16 protein-coding genes are annotated in these 17,872 nt (G+C 55.8%); 10 read left to right on the top strand and 6 right to left on the bottom strand.

The genetic code is table 11. From position 1 onward, the window contains the following. Nucleotides 1-4 precede the first annotated feature (4 nt). Nucleotides 5-910 carry a LysR family transcriptional regulator gene (locus tag ACUN8H_RS09225; protein ID WP_445531846.1) on the bottom strand — a complete coding sequence of 302 codons (906 nt, stop codon included), beginning with the start codon at nucleotides 908-910 and terminating at the stop codon, nucleotides 5-7. A 201-nt stretch (nucleotides 911-1,111) separates the two neighbouring features. Between ACUN8H_RS09225 and ACUN8H_RS09220 the strand changes: the two genes are divergently transcribed. Then, nucleotides 1,112-3,820, top strand: coding sequence for a bifunctional diguanylate cyclase/phosphodiesterase (locus tag ACUN8H_RS09220; RefSeq protein WP_445531845.1), 2,709 nt, complete (start codon nucleotides 1,112-1,114; stop codon nucleotides 3,818-3,820). Nucleotides 3,821-3,855: 35 nt separating this feature from the next. Here ACUN8H_RS09220 and ACUN8H_RS09215 read toward each other — a convergent pair whose 3' ends face one another. The 5 genes from ACUN8H_RS09215 to ACUN8H_RS09195 are packed head-to-tail and all read right to left on the bottom strand — an operon-like array spanning nucleotide 3,856 to nucleotide 8,652. Further along, nucleotides 3,856-4,851: a CobW family GTP-binding protein gene (locus ACUN8H_RS09215; protein ID WP_445531844.1), complete on the bottom strand. Its 996-nt coding sequence runs from the start codon at nucleotides 4,849-4,851 to the stop codon at nucleotides 3,856-3,858. Between the two features lie 36 nt (nucleotides 4,852-4,887). Next, nucleotides 4,888-5,910 carry a GTP 3',8-cyclase MoaA gene (gene moaA, locus ACUN8H_RS09210; RefSeq protein ID WP_445531843.1) on the bottom strand — a complete coding sequence of 341 codons (1,023 nt, stop codon included), beginning with the start codon at nucleotides 5,908-5,910 and terminating at the stop codon, nucleotides 4,888-4,890. Beyond that, entirely contained in the window at nucleotides 5,907-7,178 is a 1,272-nt protein-coding gene (gene moeA, locus ACUN8H_RS09205) for a molybdopterin molybdotransferase MoeA (RefSeq protein WP_445531842.1), read from the bottom strand. Before moeA ends, moaA begins: the two co-directional genes overlap by 4 nt. Continuing rightward, entirely contained in the window at nucleotides 7,175-7,786 is a 612-nt protein-coding gene (mobA, locus tag ACUN8H_RS09200; protein ID WP_445531841.1) for a molybdenum cofactor guanylyltransferase MobA, read from the bottom strand. Before mobA ends, moeA begins: the two co-directional genes overlap by 4 nt. Next, nucleotides 7,783-8,652, bottom strand: a complete 870-nt coding sequence (locus tag ACUN8H_RS09195; protein ID WP_445531840.1) for a formate dehydrogenase accessory sulfurtransferase FdhD — start codon at nucleotides 8,650-8,652, stop codon at nucleotides 7,783-7,785. Before ACUN8H_RS09195 ends, mobA begins: the two co-directional genes overlap by 4 nt. A gap of 179 nt (nucleotides 8,653-8,831) precedes the next feature. On the opposite strand from ACUN8H_RS09195, the gene ACUN8H_RS09190 reads away from it, so the two are divergent. The 9 genes from ACUN8H_RS09190 (at nucleotide 8,832) to ACUN8H_RS09150 (ending at nucleotide 17,872) form a co-directional block, all read left to right on the top strand. Further along, the gene (locus ACUN8H_RS09190) at nucleotides 8,832-9,269 is read left to right on the top strand and encodes a DUF3305 domain-containing protein (RefSeq protein WP_445531839.1); all 438 of its coding nucleotides are present in this window, start codon (nucleotides 8,832-8,834) and stop codon (nucleotides 9,267-9,269) included. Continuing rightward, complete coding sequence (locus ACUN8H_RS09185) at nucleotides 9,269-9,838, top strand: DUF3306 domain-containing protein (RefSeq protein ID WP_445531838.1); 570 nt, start codon at nucleotides 9,269-9,271, stop codon at nucleotides 9,836-9,838. Before ACUN8H_RS09190 ends, ACUN8H_RS09185 begins: the two co-directional genes overlap by 1 nt. Nucleotides 9,839-10,036: 198 nt before the next feature. Further along, nucleotides 10,037-11,764, top strand: coding sequence for a 4Fe-4S binding protein (locus ACUN8H_RS09180; RefSeq protein ID WP_445531837.1), 1,728 nt, complete (start codon nucleotides 10,037-10,039; stop codon nucleotides 11,762-11,764). Nucleotides 11,765-11,768: 4 nt separating this feature from the next. After that, the gene (locus ACUN8H_RS09175) at nucleotides 11,769-12,383 is read left to right on the top strand and encodes a TorD/DmsD family molecular chaperone (protein WP_445531836.1); all 615 of its coding nucleotides are present in this window, start codon (nucleotides 11,769-11,771) and stop codon (nucleotides 12,381-12,383) included. Between the two features lie 181 nt (nucleotides 12,384-12,564). Further along, nucleotides 12,565-12,765, top strand: coding sequence for a twin-arginine translocation signal domain-containing protein (locus ACUN8H_RS09170; RefSeq protein ID WP_445531835.1), 201 nt, complete (start codon nucleotides 12,565-12,567; stop codon nucleotides 12,763-12,765). A 24-nt stretch (nucleotides 12,766-12,789) separates the two neighbouring features. Then, complete coding sequence (locus ACUN8H_RS09165; protein WP_445531834.1) at nucleotides 12,790-15,642, top strand: molybdopterin-dependent oxidoreductase; 2,853 nt, start codon at nucleotides 12,790-12,792, stop codon at nucleotides 15,640-15,642. Nucleotides 15,643-15,732: 90 nt separating this feature from the next. Next, nucleotides 15,733-16,347 carry a formate dehydrogenase FDH3 subunit beta gene (gene fdh3B / locus ACUN8H_RS09160; RefSeq protein WP_022521832.1) on the top strand — a complete coding sequence of 205 codons (615 nt, stop codon included), beginning with the start codon at nucleotides 15,733-15,735 and terminating at the stop codon, nucleotides 16,345-16,347. A gap of 11 nt (nucleotides 16,348-16,358) precedes the next feature. Beyond that, nucleotides 16,359-17,459, top strand: coding sequence for a formate dehydrogenase subunit gamma (locus ACUN8H_RS09155; RefSeq protein ID WP_445531833.1), 1,101 nt, complete (start codon nucleotides 16,359-16,361; stop codon nucleotides 17,457-17,459). 86 nt (nucleotides 17,460-17,545) lie between these two features. Beyond that, complete coding sequence (locus ACUN8H_RS09150; RefSeq protein WP_445531832.1) at nucleotides 17,546-17,872, top strand: DUF1244 domain-containing protein; 327 nt, start codon at nucleotides 17,546-17,548, stop codon at nucleotides 17,870-17,872.

The raw sequence follows: 17,872 nt of genomic DNA, 5'->3' as shown, positions 1-17,872 counted from the left end.
GTGTCTATTCAGCACCTTTGATAAACCCCAGAAACGCATCCACCACCCGATTGGGGCGTCTGTCGTGGCGGGTGATTAGTACAAACGGAACACGGTAGTGCTGGGAGTCGGCATGAAGGGTGCGCATTTTGCCTGCGCTTACCCATTGTTCGGCGACGTGCTCGGGTAGAAAACCGATAAATCGCCCGGTCAGGATCAGAAATGCCGCGCCTTCGCGATCAGAGGCAGACGCTTGCAGATTGAGCGCTTCATGCGCTTGGCGTGCGGTATCGGGTAGGGGGTAGCGAGGTCGAATCGCTGGGTGGTTGTTGAGCTGGGCGAGGCTCAGTGCCTCATTGGGCACGCTAAACAGCGGATGACCGGCTGCGCAGTAGAGGAACGAAGGCTCGTCATAGAGGTGTCGACTCTCCAAGCTGGTGGGCAAGTTCACTGCAGGTACCACCCCGACGTGTAAATGGCCGTCCATCACGCCCCGAATCACCGCATCGGATGGCTCCATATGAATATGAACCATTACCTCGTGATGAGGCGCAGTGAGCGCTGCCAGCGCGTGGGTCACGTCCATCGCGGGTAGCGTGACGAGGTTATCGGTAATGCCGATATTCAGCTCGCCTTTGACGGTATGGTGTAAGGCGTTGACGTCGCTTTTAAACGTTTCCAGCGCGGTAAGTAGCGTCAAACCCGCCTGGTAAATCTCTTTACCTTCTTCGGTTAAACTAAACCCGCTACGGCCTCGCTGGCAGAGTGAGAACCCCAGCCTGCCTTCCAAATCGTTCATGTGCTGACTAATCGCCGAACGACTGATGCCAAGCGTGGTTTCCGCTGCCGTAAAACCGCCGCATTCAACCACCGTTTTGAAAATTCGAATGAGACGAATCTCGTAGTCGCTCATTTGGCTCAGCGATGCCATAGCAATTCCTTAGTACGCAGCCTCTTAACCTATAACGTCACGCTTTTTAACGTATTGCCTGTGATAAAAACTGATATACAACCCATAAGCACCCCGGCACTATCGGTTTAAGCCACGTCTCAGCGCGTGTGGTGTATCGTTGCTGTTTTTTTACACTGTATCAGGTGTCCTGGTTGGATACCTGAATAAGGCCTCTGTGCGATGTCTGTTACTCCCAATGATGTAAGTGATAATACATTGAAGGCTACTCCTACCTACCGCCGCCAGCGGCGAAACGTGGTGGCGGCTTATCTGTCAGCGCTTTTCGTTATGACGTTCCTTTTTGCCTGGCTGCTTAACGCCCAGTACCGACAGGAAATCAAGGCCGCTGAATCACGCATTGCCGCGCGGGCCAATGTCGTGACGGAGTGGGCTATAGGGGTCTTTGCACAGAGTGGACAAGCCCTTTTTGGACTCACTGAAATCCTGGCGTTACAAGGCATGCCCACAAGTGATAATACGCAGGTATTACGGCGTTCACTAGAAAACCTAACCGCCTACGTCTCGATGATTGATGAGGTCGCCGTATTCGATGCCGAAGGTGGCTTAATTGCGAGCAGCAGAGCTGATCGACCAGCGGGTATGACCATCGGCGAGTCGCGTTTTTTTAAAGTATTTCAGCATAGCCAACGGCAGGAACAGATTACGCCGCTTTACTGGTCTCAAAGCGATCAGCGCTTCTATTTGTACCATGGTCGGCGCGTCAATACCTTCACCGGTGATTTTGCGGGTGTGACAGTGTCTAGCATCCTTCCTGAACTCTTTGCCGACTCCCTTGAGCAGATGAGCGTTTACGACGGTGAAAGTATTGCGCTGGTCGATTCCGGTTTAAAGTTTATTGCTCGCTATCCGCTACCCGGCGAGCAGTTTACGGTTGGCAAGCAAATTGAAAGTACCGAAACAGTGCAGCGGCTAACCAGTGGCGAAGCCACTTTCGCGTTAACCGCTGTGTCCCCTATTGATGGCCGTGAGCGTCTATTTCGCATTCAGCGAGTAGGTGAATACCCCATGCTGGCGGTGGTAGGCATTGATCTACACGAATTGTTGGCAGCGTGGCGCCAGCGTGCATTGATCCTAACGCTTGTAATGGGTGTGATTGCGCTGATAGGAGCCTGGGGGGTTCGCCACTACCTCAATCGCTTAGCATTAGCGCATCAACTGCGTCAGCGAATCGAGGAGCGTGAACAGGCGCGGGCCGAGGCGCAAATTGCCGCTGCTGCCTTCCAGACGCATTTAGGGATTCTTATTACCGATGCGCGGGGCTCTATTCTCAAGGTTAATGAGACGTTTACGCGAATTACCGGCTATAGCGAAACTGAGATAATAGGTAAAAACCCGCGCATGTTTAGCGCTGGGCTCCAAAATGCCACGTTTTATCGTCGACTATGGAAAAGCGTTAGCAGAACCGGTAATTGGGAAGGAGAAATATGGAGTCAGCGTAAAAATGGCGAGCTCTTTCCTGAGTGGCTCACCATTAGCGCGGTACACAGCGCAGAGGGGGCGCTGACCCATTACGTGGCCACCATGAGCGATATTAGCGAGCGCAAAGCCGCTGAGCAGGAGATTCATCAACTCGCCTTCTATGACCCGTTGACCGGGCTCGCCAATCGGCGGCTGTTTATGGACCGCATGGATGCCGCACTCAAGGAGCTTCATCGCCATCAGCGCTTTGGCGTATTGCTCTTCATTGATATCGATAACTTCAAGCAGATTAACGACACTCTAGGGCACTATACCGGAGACCAACTATTGCAGAGTGTGGCGCGGCGGATGGGACAAATGTTGCGCGATACCGATACGCTGGCGCGACTGGGCGGGGACGAGTTTGCGGTACTCATTGAAGGTATTGATAGCAATTACGCGCAAACCACGCGGCTTGCTGAACGTATTGCGCACAAGTTGCTGGCAGCGCTCAATGAGCCAATTACGCTCGCTAAGGAGAGTGTGATCGTTACCGGCAGTATTGGCATTGCCATGATGGCCAGCAATGAGTACAGCGTAGACGACTACCTGCAGCAAGTGGATATGGCGCTCTTTGAAGCCAAAAGTAGTGGTCGTCATAGTCTTTGTTTTTTTAATCCATCCATGCAGGCAGCGCTACTGGCGCATGTGAAGTTAGAGTCAGATTTGCGCCAAGCGCAGACCAATAAACAGTGGCAGCTCTATTACCAGCCTCAAGTGGATCGTCACGGTACTATTACCGGTGTTGAAGCATTGTTGCGCTGGCAGCATCCGGAACGAGGCATAGTCTCTCCAGGCGAGTTTATTCCGCTTTTGGAAAGCATGGAGCTGATTAACGAAGTGGGCGAGTGGGTATTGGAGAATGCCTGCTTGCAATTGGCGCATTGGGCACAGCATCCGCGGCTAAGCCAATTGACGATATCGGTTAATATCAGTCCGCTACAGTTCCGCGACGAAGACTTTTTGTTGCGTGTGGAGAGGGCTTTTGCGCGTGCCCAGGCGCCGCTTTGCCAGCTAAAGCTAGAAGTGACCGAATCATTGTTCGTGGAGGCGCGAGATGATGCGCGGGATAAAATGCTGGCCCTTAAAGCACACGGCATACGCTTTTCACTGGATGACTTCGGTACCGGCTACTCGTCGTTGGCTTACTTGGCTCAGTTGCCGTTGGATCAGCTAAAAATTGACCAATCGTTCGTTCAGCAGGTGCTCGAAAGCCAAGCCAATGCAGCGATTGTAGAGAGTACTATTGTCCTGGCCGAGAGTCTTAACTTAGAGGTAATCGCGGAAGGCGTCGAAACAGAGGCGCAGCAGGCGTGGCTATTGGCGCATGACTGCCATGCCTATCAAGGTTACCTGTTTGGACGCCCCGCCCCCGCCGAGGAGATTGAGAGACTGATAGCAGGTCACTAAATCACTCCTGTGGACCTTCGCCCCCCCCCCCCCCTTTAAACCATCGCCATTGAGAGCAAGCGGGCTTCGATAGTCTTGTCATGAGGCGCCAGGGCATCGGGAAGGATAATTTCCAAGCGGGAGTCTTGCCGCCAGGCGCTGCTTTCGACGCTAAGTGTGCCTTGTGCACGATTGAGACGCTTCCAACCACTGCTGGTGTGGAATACGCCTTTAATGCGCGCTTCCGGAGGCAGTTCTCCCAAGCAAGTCGCCAAGCGATCTAGATCAAAGCGTTCACTGGGATGCCAGCGTAAACCGGTGCTGGTATAGCCCAACGCGGCGCCGGTTTCCCGCTGCGGCTTACCTGGCGCCGGGGGGAAGTCAAAAAAGCTGCCTTCTAGGCTTGGCGTTGCCGCCAACTGTTGATGGTTGGCGGGCACGCTAAGATCACTTCCTTTCGCCTGCCCGCTCTGTGCTAATAGCGCAAAAGGAAGCTTGCCCTGCGTGGCTGCATGCACCCATTTGCGTGGTGGCCAGCGCTGAGCCACAAAGGAGTGAGCAGCGTCGAGCTGTTCGGGAGTGCTCTGATCAAGCATGGTCAGCGCCACGGCATCGGCCATGTCGAGCTGATCGCGGAAGGTGTCGTGTTGCCTTGCGCGGGGATCATCCAGCCGGCGCGGGTCAAGGGTGGCGATAATGTCGCGCACTTCTACCACTTCGCTGAAGGCATCACCGCGCAGTAAATCGAGGAGGCCTGCCGGGTGGCCAAGGCCGGATGGCTCGATGATGACCCGGTCCGGCTGGCTGCGGGACAATAAATTCACCAGCGCCGCTTGTAATACAAAGGCGAGCTGGCAGCACAGGCAGCCGCCGGGCAAGCCTTTGATAACGACATCATCGCGGGCATCGAACATCGCTTGGTCGATGCCGATCTGGCCAAACTCGTTGACTAGGATAGCCCACGTTTCATCCACAGGCTTCTGCTCGATCAGGCTGTGGATAAGCGTAGTTTTGCCGCTACCTAAAAAGCCGGTAATGATATGTACCGGCACGTTACTCTTCGTTTTTTTTGCCAACCCCGCCAACGTCTAGCCCCCTGTCATGTTCATGAAGCGCACCACTTGGACGTCACCATCGGTCGTAAAGTGGTGGCGCTCTGGTTTGAGCGGCAGGGCGTTGATAATCGCCTCTTTCAGCGCCTGCATATTGCCGGGGTGGCGACGTAGCACAGCGCGAAGATCCACCGAGTGCTCATTGCCTAAACACAGCAGTAAACGGCCTTCGACTGTCACCCGCACACGGTTGCAGGTATCGCAGAAATTGTGGCTATGGGGCGAGATAAAACCGATGCGGCTGTCGCTATCGGTCATTTTGAAATAACGCGAAGGGCCAGAAGTCGTTTCGGTCGTAGGCGTCAACGGATAACGGGTTTCAATTAGCGACTGAACATCATCGCTAGAATAGAACGTTTCCGCGCGTGAGTGATCCGATACATCGCCCAGTGGCATCTCTTCGATAAAGCTAATATCGAGGCCTTCCTGGCGGGCAAAGGTCACCAAATCGACCACCTCGTCATCGTTACGCCCTTTCAAGATGACCGCATTGAGCTTGATACGCTTGAATCCTGCTTCCTGGGCGGCATGGATGCCGTCAATCACTTTGGCTAAATCGCCCGTGCGGGTGAGCTGTTTGAAGCGCTCAGCATTCAGCGAATCCAGGCTAATGTTCAGCCGCCGAAGGCCACTGGTATATAGCTGCTTGGCGTGCTTGCGCAAGCTGGCGCCGTTGGTGGTCATGGTGAAATCATTAAGGCCTGGCATTGCCCCGATTTCATCGACCAATTGCTCAATGCCGCGGCGTACCAGCGGCTCGCCACCGGTCAGGCGGATCTTCTCGACGCCAAGCTCGGTGAAGGCGCGGGCCACCATGGCGATCTCTTCAAGCGTGAGTACCTGGGCGCGGGGTAGAAATGTCATCTCCTCGCTCATGCAGTACACGCAGCGGAAATCGCAGCGATCGGTAACCGATATCCGCACATAGCTGATGCGTCGGCCAAAGTCGTCGATCAGTTGCTGGGTAGCGGGTTGTTGAGTCGGTCGTTGCTCGATCATAGCCATCCCGTTAGTGGTTGTATGTTGACCACTTCTCCTGGTTGCGCGCCGTCCTGGTCGTCGGCAAGTTCGATTAAACAGTTAGCAGCTACCATTGAGGTTAAAATACCTGAGCCCTGTGCGCCGGTACTGTGTACGTGTAACTGTCCATTCTCATCAGTATGGTAAACACCGCGAATAAAGTCAGTACGCTTTAAGCGACTTTTTAATAGGTTATCGGCGATCGCAAACAGGCGATGGGGTGGCGCCATGGGCTGCCCATGAAGCCGGTCCAGCAGCGGTATTACGAATTGTAGAAAGGTTACCATGACCGCTACCGGATTACCGGGCAAGCCAACAAGCGGCGTGCGCGCTGCGCCTAGCCAGCCGCAGGCCATGGGGCGGCCTGGTCGCAGCGCCACGCGCCAAAATGCCAGGCGGCCCAGTTGTTCCAGTGCGGTGCGGGTAAAATCGGCTTGACCCACCGACACGCCGCCGCTGGTAATCACTAAATCGCTCTGATCAGCGGCCTGCTGCAGCGCCGTTTTGGTTGCCTCTAAGTCGTCGGGCAGGATGCCTAGATCAATGACCTCGGCGCCTTGCTCGTTAAGCAGACCGATCAACGTAAAACGGTTGGCGTCATAAATACCTGCCTCCGGCAGCGCTTCACCGGGGGCTGTGACTTCGTTGCCCGTGGAAAAAATCGCCACTTTGGGCCGTTTATAGACGGCTACCTCGGCATAGCCTAATGCGGCGATCAGCCCTAACGCCGCTGCATCGAGCCGCGCCCCCGCAGGTAGCGCCATTTCGCCGATGGCAATGTCTTCCCCAGCTTGGCGAACATGCTGGCCATGCTTGAGGAGCTCTGGAGATTCAATGATCATATGCGCAGGCTTATCGTCTAACGGTTCGCGCAGCTGTTCACTCATCACCACAGTATCGGTGCCCGGCGGCAATGGCGCGCCAGTAGTAATGCGGACACAGTGGCCAGCAGGTACTAACTCACGGCGATACTGCCCGGCCAACACCTCACCGGCCAGCGGCCAATACGTTTGCTTGACGCCAACGCCTTCTTTGGGCAGGGCTAACGCCACACCGTCCATGGCCGCATTGGTATTTTGCGGCACGTTGATCGGGGCCTGTATGGCGGCTGTCAAACGTCGGCCGTGAGCCTGCGCCAGCGAAATCTGTTCGCTGTCTAGCGGGCATTCGATCAGCGTAGCGAGTGCTTGCCGCGCCTCGTCAACGCTGAGCATCCGCTCGCCAAGGTCAAAACAGGAGAGCGTCATCTGGGCTCCTTCGTAGAGGATTTCAGCAGCACCGCTTCCAGGCGCAATTTCTCTTCCTCGGTATTCAGGTTGGCAAATGCGTCGGGACAATCCGACATATCGACTTTGCACCAAGCATGGCGAGCGTACCAGCGGTCAATCTTGCGCTCGCCTTCGGCAAGCGTTGCGGCCAAATCATCGGCCAGCGAGGTGCGCAGCAGCGCAACGACAGGGTGCAACCGCTCACCATCAAAGGCGACGGCTATATCATGATCACCAATGCCTGCCACCATGCGTGCGACTAGGTCGTCAGGCAGGGCGGGGGAGTCGCACGGAACCACCAGCAGCCAAGGCGTTTTGGCCGCACAAAGGCCGCTATAGATACCCATTAAAGGGCCTTTAAAGCCCGCTTCTTTATCGGCAATCACGCGATCGGCAAAGAAATGGTAAGCGTCGGCATTGCGGTTGGCGTTAATCAGCAGCTCAGCCACTTGGCCTTTAAGGCGTTTGACGACATGGCCGACTAACGGCAGGCCGGCGAACGGCTCAAGTCCTTTATCACGGCCACCCATTCTGCGCCCTTCGCCGCCCGCGAGGATCATGCCGGTGAGTTCGTGAGTGGGAATCATGAGCTTGCCTCTTTCGATGAACGAGTCTGGGGCGGACGATTAGGTATCGCATCCAACGCCAGGCGATTGTGGGTATTAATAGCCTGAAAATGGCGGCCTTTAGCGCGGGCAATCAGCATGACGCCGAAGCGTTCGGCCAGTTCAACGCCTTTTTGGGTAACGCCGGAGCGCGAGACCAGCACGCTAATGCCCATTTGCGCCACTTTCAGTACCATTTCAGACGTCAGTCGCCCGGTGGTGTAGAAGATGTCGGCATCGGCACTGCCGGCTTGTTGTAGCCATTGCCGCCCTGCTAGCGTATCTACCGCGTTGTGCCGACCAACATCCTCGACAAAGTCGAGCACCTCGGTTTGACGGCAAAGTGCGCAGCCGTGAACGGCGCCTGCGCTACGGTAGGTTTCATTATAGGCGTTAAGATTTTGCAGTAGTTGATAGAGCGATGATTGTGTCAATTGAGTCTTGGGTAGTGCTGTGAGCGCTGTTTGATCGAGTAGCTTACCAAAGACCGTGCCCTGGCCGCAGCCAGTCGTGACGGTACGAGTGCTTAACCGCGCCTCTAAATCTTCGGGTAAGTGGCGTGTGATCACGACCGCGGCTTCTACTTCCCAATCGACCTGCACGGCGGCTAAGTCAGCCGCGGCACGCAACAGGCCTTGGTTGCGTAGATAACCCACGACCAATGCTTCCGGATCATCGCCCAGCGTCATCAGTGTGACGATCTCTCGCTTATTAAGGTACACGGTGAGTGCCCGTTCAGCGGCGATTGCCTGCTGGCGCGTATCGCCGTATTCATCAACGATACTGATTTCGGTGGTGGCCGGTAGGCGGGCTCGGCTTATTTGAAGGGTAGGCTGAAGGGCGGGCATCCATGAACCTCACAAAAGAGTTCTCGCAGAACGACAGGGTTGACGATGATGGCGCTGGGGATGCTTACTTGTCTACCCATTCAAGCGCTATCCTTATCTGTGCGTTTTTTCTAACGACGATTTTTTCGAATGCCATTTCTTCACGTGCCATCCATGTAAGGTTCAGGGTATTTAAAATTATGAGCGATAACTTACGCCCAATCAGTATTACCTTGGTGGCTGAGGCCAAGCAGGTGAAACGTTTTACGCTGACCCAGTGGCGCATAGCAGAGCTTGCGCTGAGCGATCAGGGTGACAATGTGGTCAATCTACAGCTTTCGATGACCGAGCGTGCTGCTTACCGGTTCAATTTAACATCGACTACGCCGCGATTATTTGTGCGGGCAGGCTTTTCTGGGCAAACACCCAAGCCAGATGCCATCACCGCCAGCCAGGACGTGGCGGCCGGTTGGATGGACGGCGAGCAGCAGGTGCTGGAAGCCGCCATGCCACTGGCCATTCAGGTTTGGCTTGAGAGCTATCTGGCACGTCATGGAGAAGCGCCGATGGAAATGCGCAAGAAAAAACGCAAAGGGGCGGGACGTGCCAAAGATACGCCTACCCAGGAGCAGCCGTAATGAGCCGCTTGGAACGCTGGTCGCGGTTGAAGCGCAACGTTGAAACAGAAGAGGCGTCGGCCATTGATGACCTGCCCGCTGACCCAGAAGCGGCGTTTCATGATGAGGCCGGTCAGCTTGAGGCGGAGAATGAACACCCCCTGACACCGCCTGCGCAGGCGCCTGAACCCGGCAGCTTAGACCACACCTTGCCAGACCCTGAGACGCTGCAAGCGGGCAGTGACTTCAGCGCGTACATGGTGCCGGGCGTCAGCGGTGCTTTGCGTCGTCAAGCGCTTAAGCGGCTTTGGGCCACCGGTAACTACAACGTGCGCGATGGTTTAGACGATTACGACGCCGACTACCATAAACTGCTGAAACCGATGTCGTCAGAACTTGCCGGTAAGCTTCGCCAGTGGACACATAAAGTAGAAGAAGCCGTCGATAAACAAGTAACTGACACCCAACCCGAGCGCGCAAAAGACATCGGCGAGCAAGAAGCGTCTCTACCTGCTGAGGACAGCAGCTCAAAAAATGCCTCACTAGACGACCAGTCTGATTATTCATCTGACCGAGAAAAAAACACCTAGCCTTTGTTGAAAGTAGATGTAAAACAAAGCATTGAATGATGCTGATAGCTCAAGCGTTGGAAGCGTTGACGGTAATTAATTTGGCAAATAGTGGTTTTCGCCATAGGCTTAACTTAGTTTCCGCACATTGTTATGCCACAATAGTTAAATATATAACTCAAAAATATAATAAGAATTATTCACTGACCGTGAGAATGCATGAATCAACGAATCCAACTGGCGTCTGTAGACGACCAGCGTAATGCCGAGGCTCGAGAAACGGTACGCCGACGTATCTCTTGGCCTGCCAACTTAACGCCTGCCAATGTGACTTATCACAGCCGTGGTCATGCCCTGTTGATAGGTACTTCCGCTGACGTAAACGCTGCTGCGCGCGCGCTTCAAGGCCGCGGTCTGGCCTCGCTCACGCTGCTAATGACCGGGCCTGCCGCCCATGGCCAGGACAGCGAGATAGCAGATACAGCCGTCGCCAGCGAACCGGTTGTCACCCAAGCGCTTAGCAGCCATCAATTGGCCCAGCTGCGCATCAATGGTTATCTCGGGGCTTTTCGCGTTCAGCTTGACGAGGAAGATGCGCCGCTGGATCTTGCCCGCGCGTTGATTGAGCGCGACAGCTTCGATCTAATTCTCGATCTTGCGTCAACCACTCATACCCAGCGCTGGGAGCTACCGCCTCCGGGTTATGTCGTCATGCAGTGGCAAGATGTTGAGCAACGCAGCGAGATCCTCGACAGTTTTGTGGGGCTAGTGGGTGAGTTCGACAAGCCGCGTTATTTCCAGGTCAATAGCGACCTGTGCGCCCACTCCACCAGCGGTAACATTGGCTGTACCCGCTGCCTGGATGTATGCCCAGCGGATGCTATTTCCAGTGTTAAAGGCCGTATTGAGTCTCGCATTGAGATTGACCCCTACCTTTGCCAAGGCGTGGGAAGTTGCACCAGCGCGTGCCCCACGGGGGCCATTGAGTTTCGCTTACCGGAAACACGCCGCCAGCAAGATACGCTCTCCGCGTGGTTAGCGGCTTACCGTGAAGCCGGCGGTCAAGTGCCGGTGCTGCGTTTTGTTACCCATGAGTCCCAAGACGCCGAGCGTGCTGCCGGGGTAGTACCCGCCGGGCATGTCATTGATGCACCGCTAGAAGAGTTAGGCGCCGCCGGCCACGACCAGTGGCTAACGGCGCTGGCTGCTGGTGCCGCCGAAGTGCGTATTCAACTGCATCCGGGGATGCCCGCCCGCTTGAGTGCTTTTTTGACCGCTCAGGTCGCCCAAGCGCATGCCTTATTAGCAGCGCTGGGCCATGACCGCGCGAGGGTCTCGTTGATCGAGATTGCCGATGGGGCCGCGCGCGACGCACTGCCGGTAGGTACGCCGCTGACCGATGCGCCGCTTAACCTGCCAGAGCCAGAAAAACGTGCACGCTTGAACCGTGTGCTGGCCCGGTTAGCAGAGTTGGGTAACCCTGACGAGCAGCGGGCCGCGGTACCGGCGGGCGCTGCGTATGGTGCCATTCAAGTCGACAGCGATGCCTGCACGCTTTGCCACGCCTGCGTTAGTAATTGCCCCACCCCGGCACTCAAGTCAGGCGGTAAAACGCCTGCACTTAGCTTTCTGGAAGCTGACTGTGTGCAGTGTGGTTTATGTGAACAAGCCTGCCCGGAAGATGCGATTACGCTGCTGCCTGGTTTCTTGGCATCCAGTGCCCGTGACACGCGTCATATTTGCCACGAGGAAGCCGCTTTTGCATGCATCAACTGCGGCAAGCCGTTTGCCACTGTCAGCACGGTAGCTACTATTAAAGAGAAGTTGGCCAACCATCCTTACTTTGCAGGTGATGCCATGATTCGCCTGGAAATGTGCGAGGACTGCCGGGTAAAAGATGTCTGGAAAACCATGATCCGCGATCCCGACGCGCAACTGAAGGTATAAGCCGATGACGGATGCACTGCCCACGCTGAATGAAGCGGATGCGCTACGCGGCGATATCTATCGGCTATTGGCCACCTTGTTGCGTCAGGCGCCCGATACCGAGTTGTTAGATTGGTTGGCTGAACTGGATATTGAACAAGACGGCAGTCGCTTAGCCGAGTGCTGGCATGCACTGTCAGGCGCCGCTAAGAGCGCTGACAGCGAGCGACTAAAGCAAGCCCATTTCCGCCTTTTGGTCGGTGTGATTCAGGGTGAAGTCGTGCCCTATGCTTCTTGGTACCGCAATGGCGAATTGATGGAAGCAGCGCTAGTGGCGCTGCGCCAGGATTTAAGAGCACTCGGCTTTGAACGTAGTGAGCATACCCGGGATCCTGAAGATCACTTGGCTGCACTATGCGAAGTCATGGCGATGCTGATCGACTCTGCCAGTCACGAGCAGGCCTATTTCTTTAGCCAACATTTAGCCCCTTGGGCGGCCAGCTGTTTTGCTGACCTAGGGCAGGTAGACACCGCTTTCTATGCAGCGCTGGGGCAGTTAGGTAGCGCTTTTATGGAGAGTGAAGAGGCTCGCATGCAAGTAGATGTGGGCCATACGCCAGTGCGTATCGTTGAACGTTAACACTGACGGCACAGGCAGTATCGTGCTAAGCCTGAGAGAAGAGCTGAGGGTGGAAACCCGAAGCCATTGATAACAGCAGCAACCTAATAATAAAAAGCTAAAAGCTCTTAATAATCAAAAGCTCTTTATAAAAGCCCCGGTTAAAAGGCCCTGTATAAAAAGCATGCAAGAGGAGAAACCCATGCACCAGCCACACAATTCTGAGCGCCGCCGTTTTATGAAAACCGTAGGGTTGGGTACCGCCGCTGCAGGCGCTGCGGCGGCCGTCGGTCATGTCACCCTGGCTCAGGCTGATACTGCCCCGGTGAAAAAAGAAAAACAAGCGGTTAACTACCGTGAGACTGATCACGTCCGTGCTTACTACGCCTCGCTGCGTGACTGACGGCGGAATGCCAGGAGATTTGCCATGCGCTTAACTCGCAAAACAGACACCCCCAAGGCCTCCGGGCTGGGTATTTCCCGCCGCCAATTCCTCAAGCGTAGCGGTGCAGCCACCGGCGGTGTGGCTGCTGTGGGCTTCATGGGCGCTCCGATGATGCGGCGCGCCGAGTCGGCCGACAAAACCCCCGTGCTGGACTCTCCAGTAGAGGTCAAACGCACCATCTGCTCCCACTGTTCAGTAGGTTGTGGCGTTTATGCCGAAGTTCAAGAGGGCATTTGGACCAAGCAAGAACCCGCCTTTGATCACCCCATTAACCGTGGCGCACACTGCGCGAAAGGCGCCTCGCTGCGCCAGCACGGTCACTCAACGCGTCGTCTTAAGTACCCGATGAAACTTGTGGCCGGTGAGTGGGAGCGCATGAGCTGGGAAGACGCCGTTAACGAAATCGGCGACAAGCTGCTCGAACTGCGAGAAGAGCACGGCCCGGACAGCGTTTACTGGTTGGGCTCGGCGAAGTTCAATAACGAGCAGGCGTACTTGATGCGCAAGCTTGCTTCGCTGTGGGGTACCAACAACACTGACCACCAGGCACGTATCTGTCACTCCACGACGGTGGCGGGCGTGGCGAACACCTGGGGTTACGGGGCGATGACCAACTCGCTCAACGACATGCATAACAGTAAGGCGATTCTGTTCATTGGTTCTAACCCCAGTGAAGCCCACCCGGTGGCGATGCAACATATCCTTATCGCGAAAGAGCGCAATAATTGCGACATTATCGTCGCCGATCCACGCTTTACCCGTACCGCCGCCAAGGCTAACAAGTACGTACGTCTGCGGCCTGGCTCGGATGTAGCGTATATTTGGGGCCTGCTGTGGCATATTTTCGAGAACGGCTGGGAAGATAACGAGTACATCAATCAGCGTGTTTATGGGATGGACGAGGTGCGTGCCGAAGTGGCCAACTTCCCGCCCAGCGTCGTGGAAGAAGTGACCGGTGTACCCGAAGCCGAGATGTACGATGTCGCCAAACGCCTCTCCGACAATCGGCCTGGCTGCGTGGTCTGGTGCATGGGCGGCACCCAGCACACCACCGGCAACAATAATACCCGCGCTTACTGCATTCTTGAGCTGGCGCTGGGCAACATTGGTGTCGCCGGTGGTGGTGCCAACATCCTGCGTGGCCACGATAACGTGCAGGGTGCGACTGATCTTGGTCTTGGCTGCGACTCGCTGCCGGGTTACTACGGCTTGGCGGAAGGTGCCTGGCAGCACTGGGCGCAGGTATGGGATCTCGATTACGAGTGGCTTAAAGGCCGCTATGACGATACCGAGTATGCCGATGGTAAGCCCATGTACACCGCGGGTATCACCGTATCGCGCTGGGTCGATGGCGTGCTCGAAGACGACGAGAATATCTCTCAGCGTACCGCGCTAAAAGCGATGTTCTACTGGGGCCATGCGGTTAACTCCCAGACCCGTGGCGTCGAAATGCAGAAAGCGATGCAGAAACTGGAAATGATGGTCATCGTCGACCCTTATCCCACTGTTGCCGCCGTTATGCACGACCGCACCGACGGTGTTTATCTATTGCCCGCCGCCACCCAGTTTGAAACTACTGGTAGCGTTACCGCGACGAATCGCTCGCTTCAGTGGCGTGACCGTGTGATCGAGCCGCTTTTCGAGTCCAAGCCAGACCACGAAATCATGTATCTGTTTGCTCGCAAGCTGGGCTTCGGTAATGAGCTGGTGAAAAACTATCAGATGAACGGTGATGAGCCGCTCATTGACGATATTCTGCGCGAAATTAACAGCGGGATGTGGACGGTTGGCTACACCGGGCAAAGCCCAGAGCGACTCAAGGAGCATCAGAAAAACTGGCACACGTTCAGTTTTGAGAACCTGCGCGCTCAAGGTGGCCCGGCAGATGGCGATTACTACGGTCTACCGTGGCCCTGCTGGGGCACCGCAGAGTTTAGGCATCCCGGTTCGCCGAACTTGTACGACACCAGCGTGCCGGTAATGGAAGGCGGGATGGGCTTCCGCGCCCGATTCGGTATCGAGCGTGACGGTGTTAACCTGCTGGCGGAAGGCTCCGCTCCTGTAGGCGGTGATATCGACGACGGCTATCCAGAGTTCAACGACCAACTACTCAAAGACCTGGGCTGGTGGGACGACCTAACTGCCGATGAGAAGCAGGCGGCGGAAGGCAAAAACTGGAAAACCGACCTCTCCGGCGGTATCCAGCGTGTCACCATTGAACATGGCTGTGCGCCCTACGGCAACGCCAAGGCACGCGCCGTGGTCTGGACCTTCCCTGACCAGGTACCAAAGCATCGCGAACCGCTTTACACCACGCGTCGTGATCTGGTTGAACGCTTCCCTACCTGGGACGACTTCGACTCCATCATGCGTCTGCCGACCATGTATAAAACCATTCAGGATCGCGACAACAGCGGCGAGTATCCAATGATCCTCACCTCTGGGCGACTGGTTGAATACGAAGGTGGCGGCGAAGAGACGCGCTCCATGTCGTGGCTTGCTGAGCTGCAGCAGGAGATGTTTGTCGAGATCAACCCGGCGGATGCCAACGACCTTGGTATTGCCGATGGCGATCAGGTCTGGGTCGAAGGGGCTGAAGGGGGCCGAGTGAAAGTAAAAGCGCTGGTCACGCCTCGTGTTGATCGTAACGTCGCGTTTATGCCGTTCCACTTTGGCGGCATGTTCCAAGGCGAAAGCTTGCACGACCGTTATCCGGAGGGGACTGTTCCCTACGTCATCGGTGAGGCGGCCAACACCGCCACCACCTACGGTTACGACCCGGTGACACTGATGCAAGAGACCAAGTGCACCATTTGCCGCATTGAGCGCGCCTGAGTCTAGAAAAACTGAGTCTAGAAAAAAGACCGACCGACCTGACAGCACGACGGTGCGGGAGCCATCCCGCACCGGCATGAGGAGAACAACATGGCTCAAATGAAATTTATGTGTGACGCCGAACGCTGCATTGAATGCAACGGCTGCGTCACCGCTTGTAAAAATGCCAACGATGTCGAATGGGGCATTCAGCGCCGTCGCGTAGTGACACTGAACGACGGTGAAGCGGATGAAATGTCCATTTCTGTTGCGTGCATGCACTGTGACGATGCCCCCTGCATGGCCGTCTGCCCGACCGACTGTTTCTACAAGACCGATGATGGCATCGTGCTGCACGACAAAGATCTCTGCATTGGCTGTGGCTACTGCCTCTACGCTTGCCCGTTTGGCGCTCCGCAGTTTCCCCAGCAGGATGCGTTTGGCGAACGTGGCAAGATGGATAAATGCACCTTCTGTGCGGGCGGCCCTGCCGAAAGTAAAGAAGAGGAGTACGAGAAGTACGGCTCCAATCGCATTGCCGAAGGCAAACTGCCGCTATGTGCCGAAATGTGCTCTACCAAAGCGCTACTGGCGGGCGATGCCCAAGACGTTGCCGACATCTTCCGCCAGCGGGTAGTTCACCGCGGCCATAAAGATGGCGCCTGGTCCAATAACCCTCAGGCCAGTGCCGACAACCTAGCCTATGATGCTGCCCATAAAGGGTAAGGAGGCGTGTCATGAACCTGTTGACTGCACAGGCACCCGGCAGGGTGCCACGCTCAGGTAAAGGGCTCGCACTGGGTATTTGGCGCTTTACGTTGGTGGCGCTTGCTCTGGTGCTAAGTCTCGGCTTTACGCAAGTGGCGGTGGCCCAAGCGGACCCCGACCGCGAAATGACCACCGCTGCGCCCGGTATTACTGCGGACCAGTGGCGCCAAGTGCGCAGTGGAGAAACCGGCCCCAACTACCGTGATTCACGCGCTGACAGTAACTACAGTCTGATCAACTCAAGCGGCGAGACCTGGCGGCAAATTCGTAACCGCTGGGTGTCACCCTTTGGATTGATTGCCGTATTTGGCATGGCGGCGCTGATCGCTCTGTTCTACTTCATTGTGGGACGTAAGGAGCTTGAAGCACCGCGGACAGGTCGTTTGCTATTGCGCTGGACGCTAATGAAGCGCGCGCTGCACTGGACGGTAGCCACGCTGTTTATCATTCTGGCGCTGACCGGCATGACGCTGCTGTTCGGCAAGTTCGTGTTCCGGCCCCTGTTTGGCGATGGGATTTGGGCATGGATGATCGCGGCCACAAAAGTGCTGCACAATTACCTGGGACCAATTTTTGGCATTCTGCTGGTGATCCTGCTGGTCAGTCTGATCAAAGAGAACATTCCCAAAAAGCACGACTGGGTATGGTTCAAGAAAGGCGGCGGCATGATTGGCAAAAAGCATGTTGACGCAGGCTTTGCCAATGGCGGCGAAAAAGCATGGTATTGGCTGTTGGCAACGGTAGGCCTATTGGTGATCGCCAGCGGGTTTGTGCTTGACTTCCCCAACTTCAATCAAGGCCGCGACACCATGCAGTGGGCGAATATTATCCACGCGGTGGGGGCATTGGGGCTAACGGCCGTTTCTTTTGGCCATATTTACATCGGTACGTTAGGCACCGAGGGCGCCCTAGAGGGGATGACCACCGGCTACGTCGATGAGACCTGGGCGAAGGAGCACCACAACCTGTGGTATGAAGAGGTCAAAGACCAGACGCTATCGGAAGAAGAGGTAGCTACTCGAAAATCAGCTGGTGGCAGCAGCGAGCCATCGGCGCCTCGTCCCAGTTAACGACCCATGATTAACACCTAAGACACCGCCTTCCGGCGGTGTCTTTTGTTATGCTGAACCCACATCATTTTGTTAAAGGAACGGTAATGTCAGCGTTTGATGAATTGGACCCCTCGACACGTACAGAGCTTGAAGCCGCTGCGTTTCGTCGCTTGTTACAACACCTGGACGATAACAAAGACGTACAAAACATTGATCTAATGATCCTGGCGGACTTTTGCCGCAACTGCCTATCCAAGTGGCTGGTCGCCGCCGCTGAGGCTAAAGATGAATCGCTTAACTATGAAGAGGCCCGCGAGTATGTCTATGGCATGCCCTATAGCGAGTGGAAGGAGCTTTACCAAGGTAAGGCGACGCCGGAACAACTGGCAGCGCTAGACGCGCGGCAAGCCCGAAAAGGCACGAAGGAGTAA

The sequence above is a fragment of the Vreelandella sp. V005 genome (assembly GCF_052645115.1).
Note: the sequence above shows the minus strand (reverse complement) of the source record. Positions and strands in the feature narration are given on the sequence as shown.

Bases quoted from the DNA above. Each gene is read 5' to 3' on its own strand.
- ACUN8H_RS09225 (WP_445531846.1), bottom strand. From the start codon at position 910: ATGGCATCGCTGAGCCAAATGAGCGACTACGAGATTCGTCTCATTCGA.
- ACUN8H_RS09220 (WP_445531845.1), top strand. From the start codon at position 1,112: ATGTCTGTTACTCCCAATGATGTAAGTGATAATACATTGAAGGCTACT.
- moaA (WP_445531843.1), bottom strand. From the start codon at position 5,910: ATGATCGAGCAACGACCGACTCAACAACCCGCTACCCAGCAACTGATC.
- moeA (WP_445531842.1), bottom strand. From the start codon at position 7,178: ATGACGCTCTCCTGTTTTGACCTTGGCGAGCGGATGCTCAGCGTTGAC.
- mobA (WP_445531841.1), bottom strand. From the start codon at position 7,786: ATGATTCCCACTCACGAACTCACCGGCATGATCCTCGCGGGCGGCGAA.
- ACUN8H_RS09195 (WP_445531840.1), bottom strand. From the start codon at position 8,652: ATGCCCGCCCTTCAGCCTACCCTTCAAATAAGCCGAGCCCGCCTACCG.
- ACUN8H_RS09190 (WP_445531839.1), top strand. From the start codon at position 8,832: ATGAGCGATAACTTACGCCCAATCAGTATTACCTTGGTGGCTGAGGCC.
- ACUN8H_RS09185 (WP_445531838.1), top strand. From the start codon at position 9,269: ATGAGCCGCTTGGAACGCTGGTCGCGGTTGAAGCGCAACGTTGAAACA.
- ACUN8H_RS09180 (WP_445531837.1), top strand. From the start codon at position 10,037: ATGAATCAACGAATCCAACTGGCGTCTGTAGACGACCAGCGTAATGCC.
- ACUN8H_RS09175 (WP_445531836.1), top strand. From the start codon at position 11,769: ATGACGGATGCACTGCCCACGCTGAATGAAGCGGATGCGCTACGCGGC.
- ACUN8H_RS09170 (WP_445531835.1), top strand. From the start codon at position 12,565: ATGCACCAGCCACACAATTCTGAGCGCCGCCGTTTTATGAAAACCGTA.
- ACUN8H_RS09165 (WP_445531834.1), top strand. From the start codon at position 12,790: ATGCGCTTAACTCGCAAAACAGACACCCCCAAGGCCTCCGGGCTGGGT.
- fdh3B (WP_022521832.1), top strand. From the start codon at position 15,733: ATGGCTCAAATGAAATTTATGTGTGACGCCGAACGCTGCATTGAATGC.
- ACUN8H_RS09155 (WP_445531833.1), top strand. From the start codon at position 16,359: ATGAACCTGTTGACTGCACAGGCACCCGGCAGGGTGCCACGCTCAGGT.
- ACUN8H_RS09150 (WP_445531832.1), top strand. From the start codon at position 17,546: ATGTCAGCGTTTGATGAATTGGACCCCTCGACACGTACAGAGCTTGAA.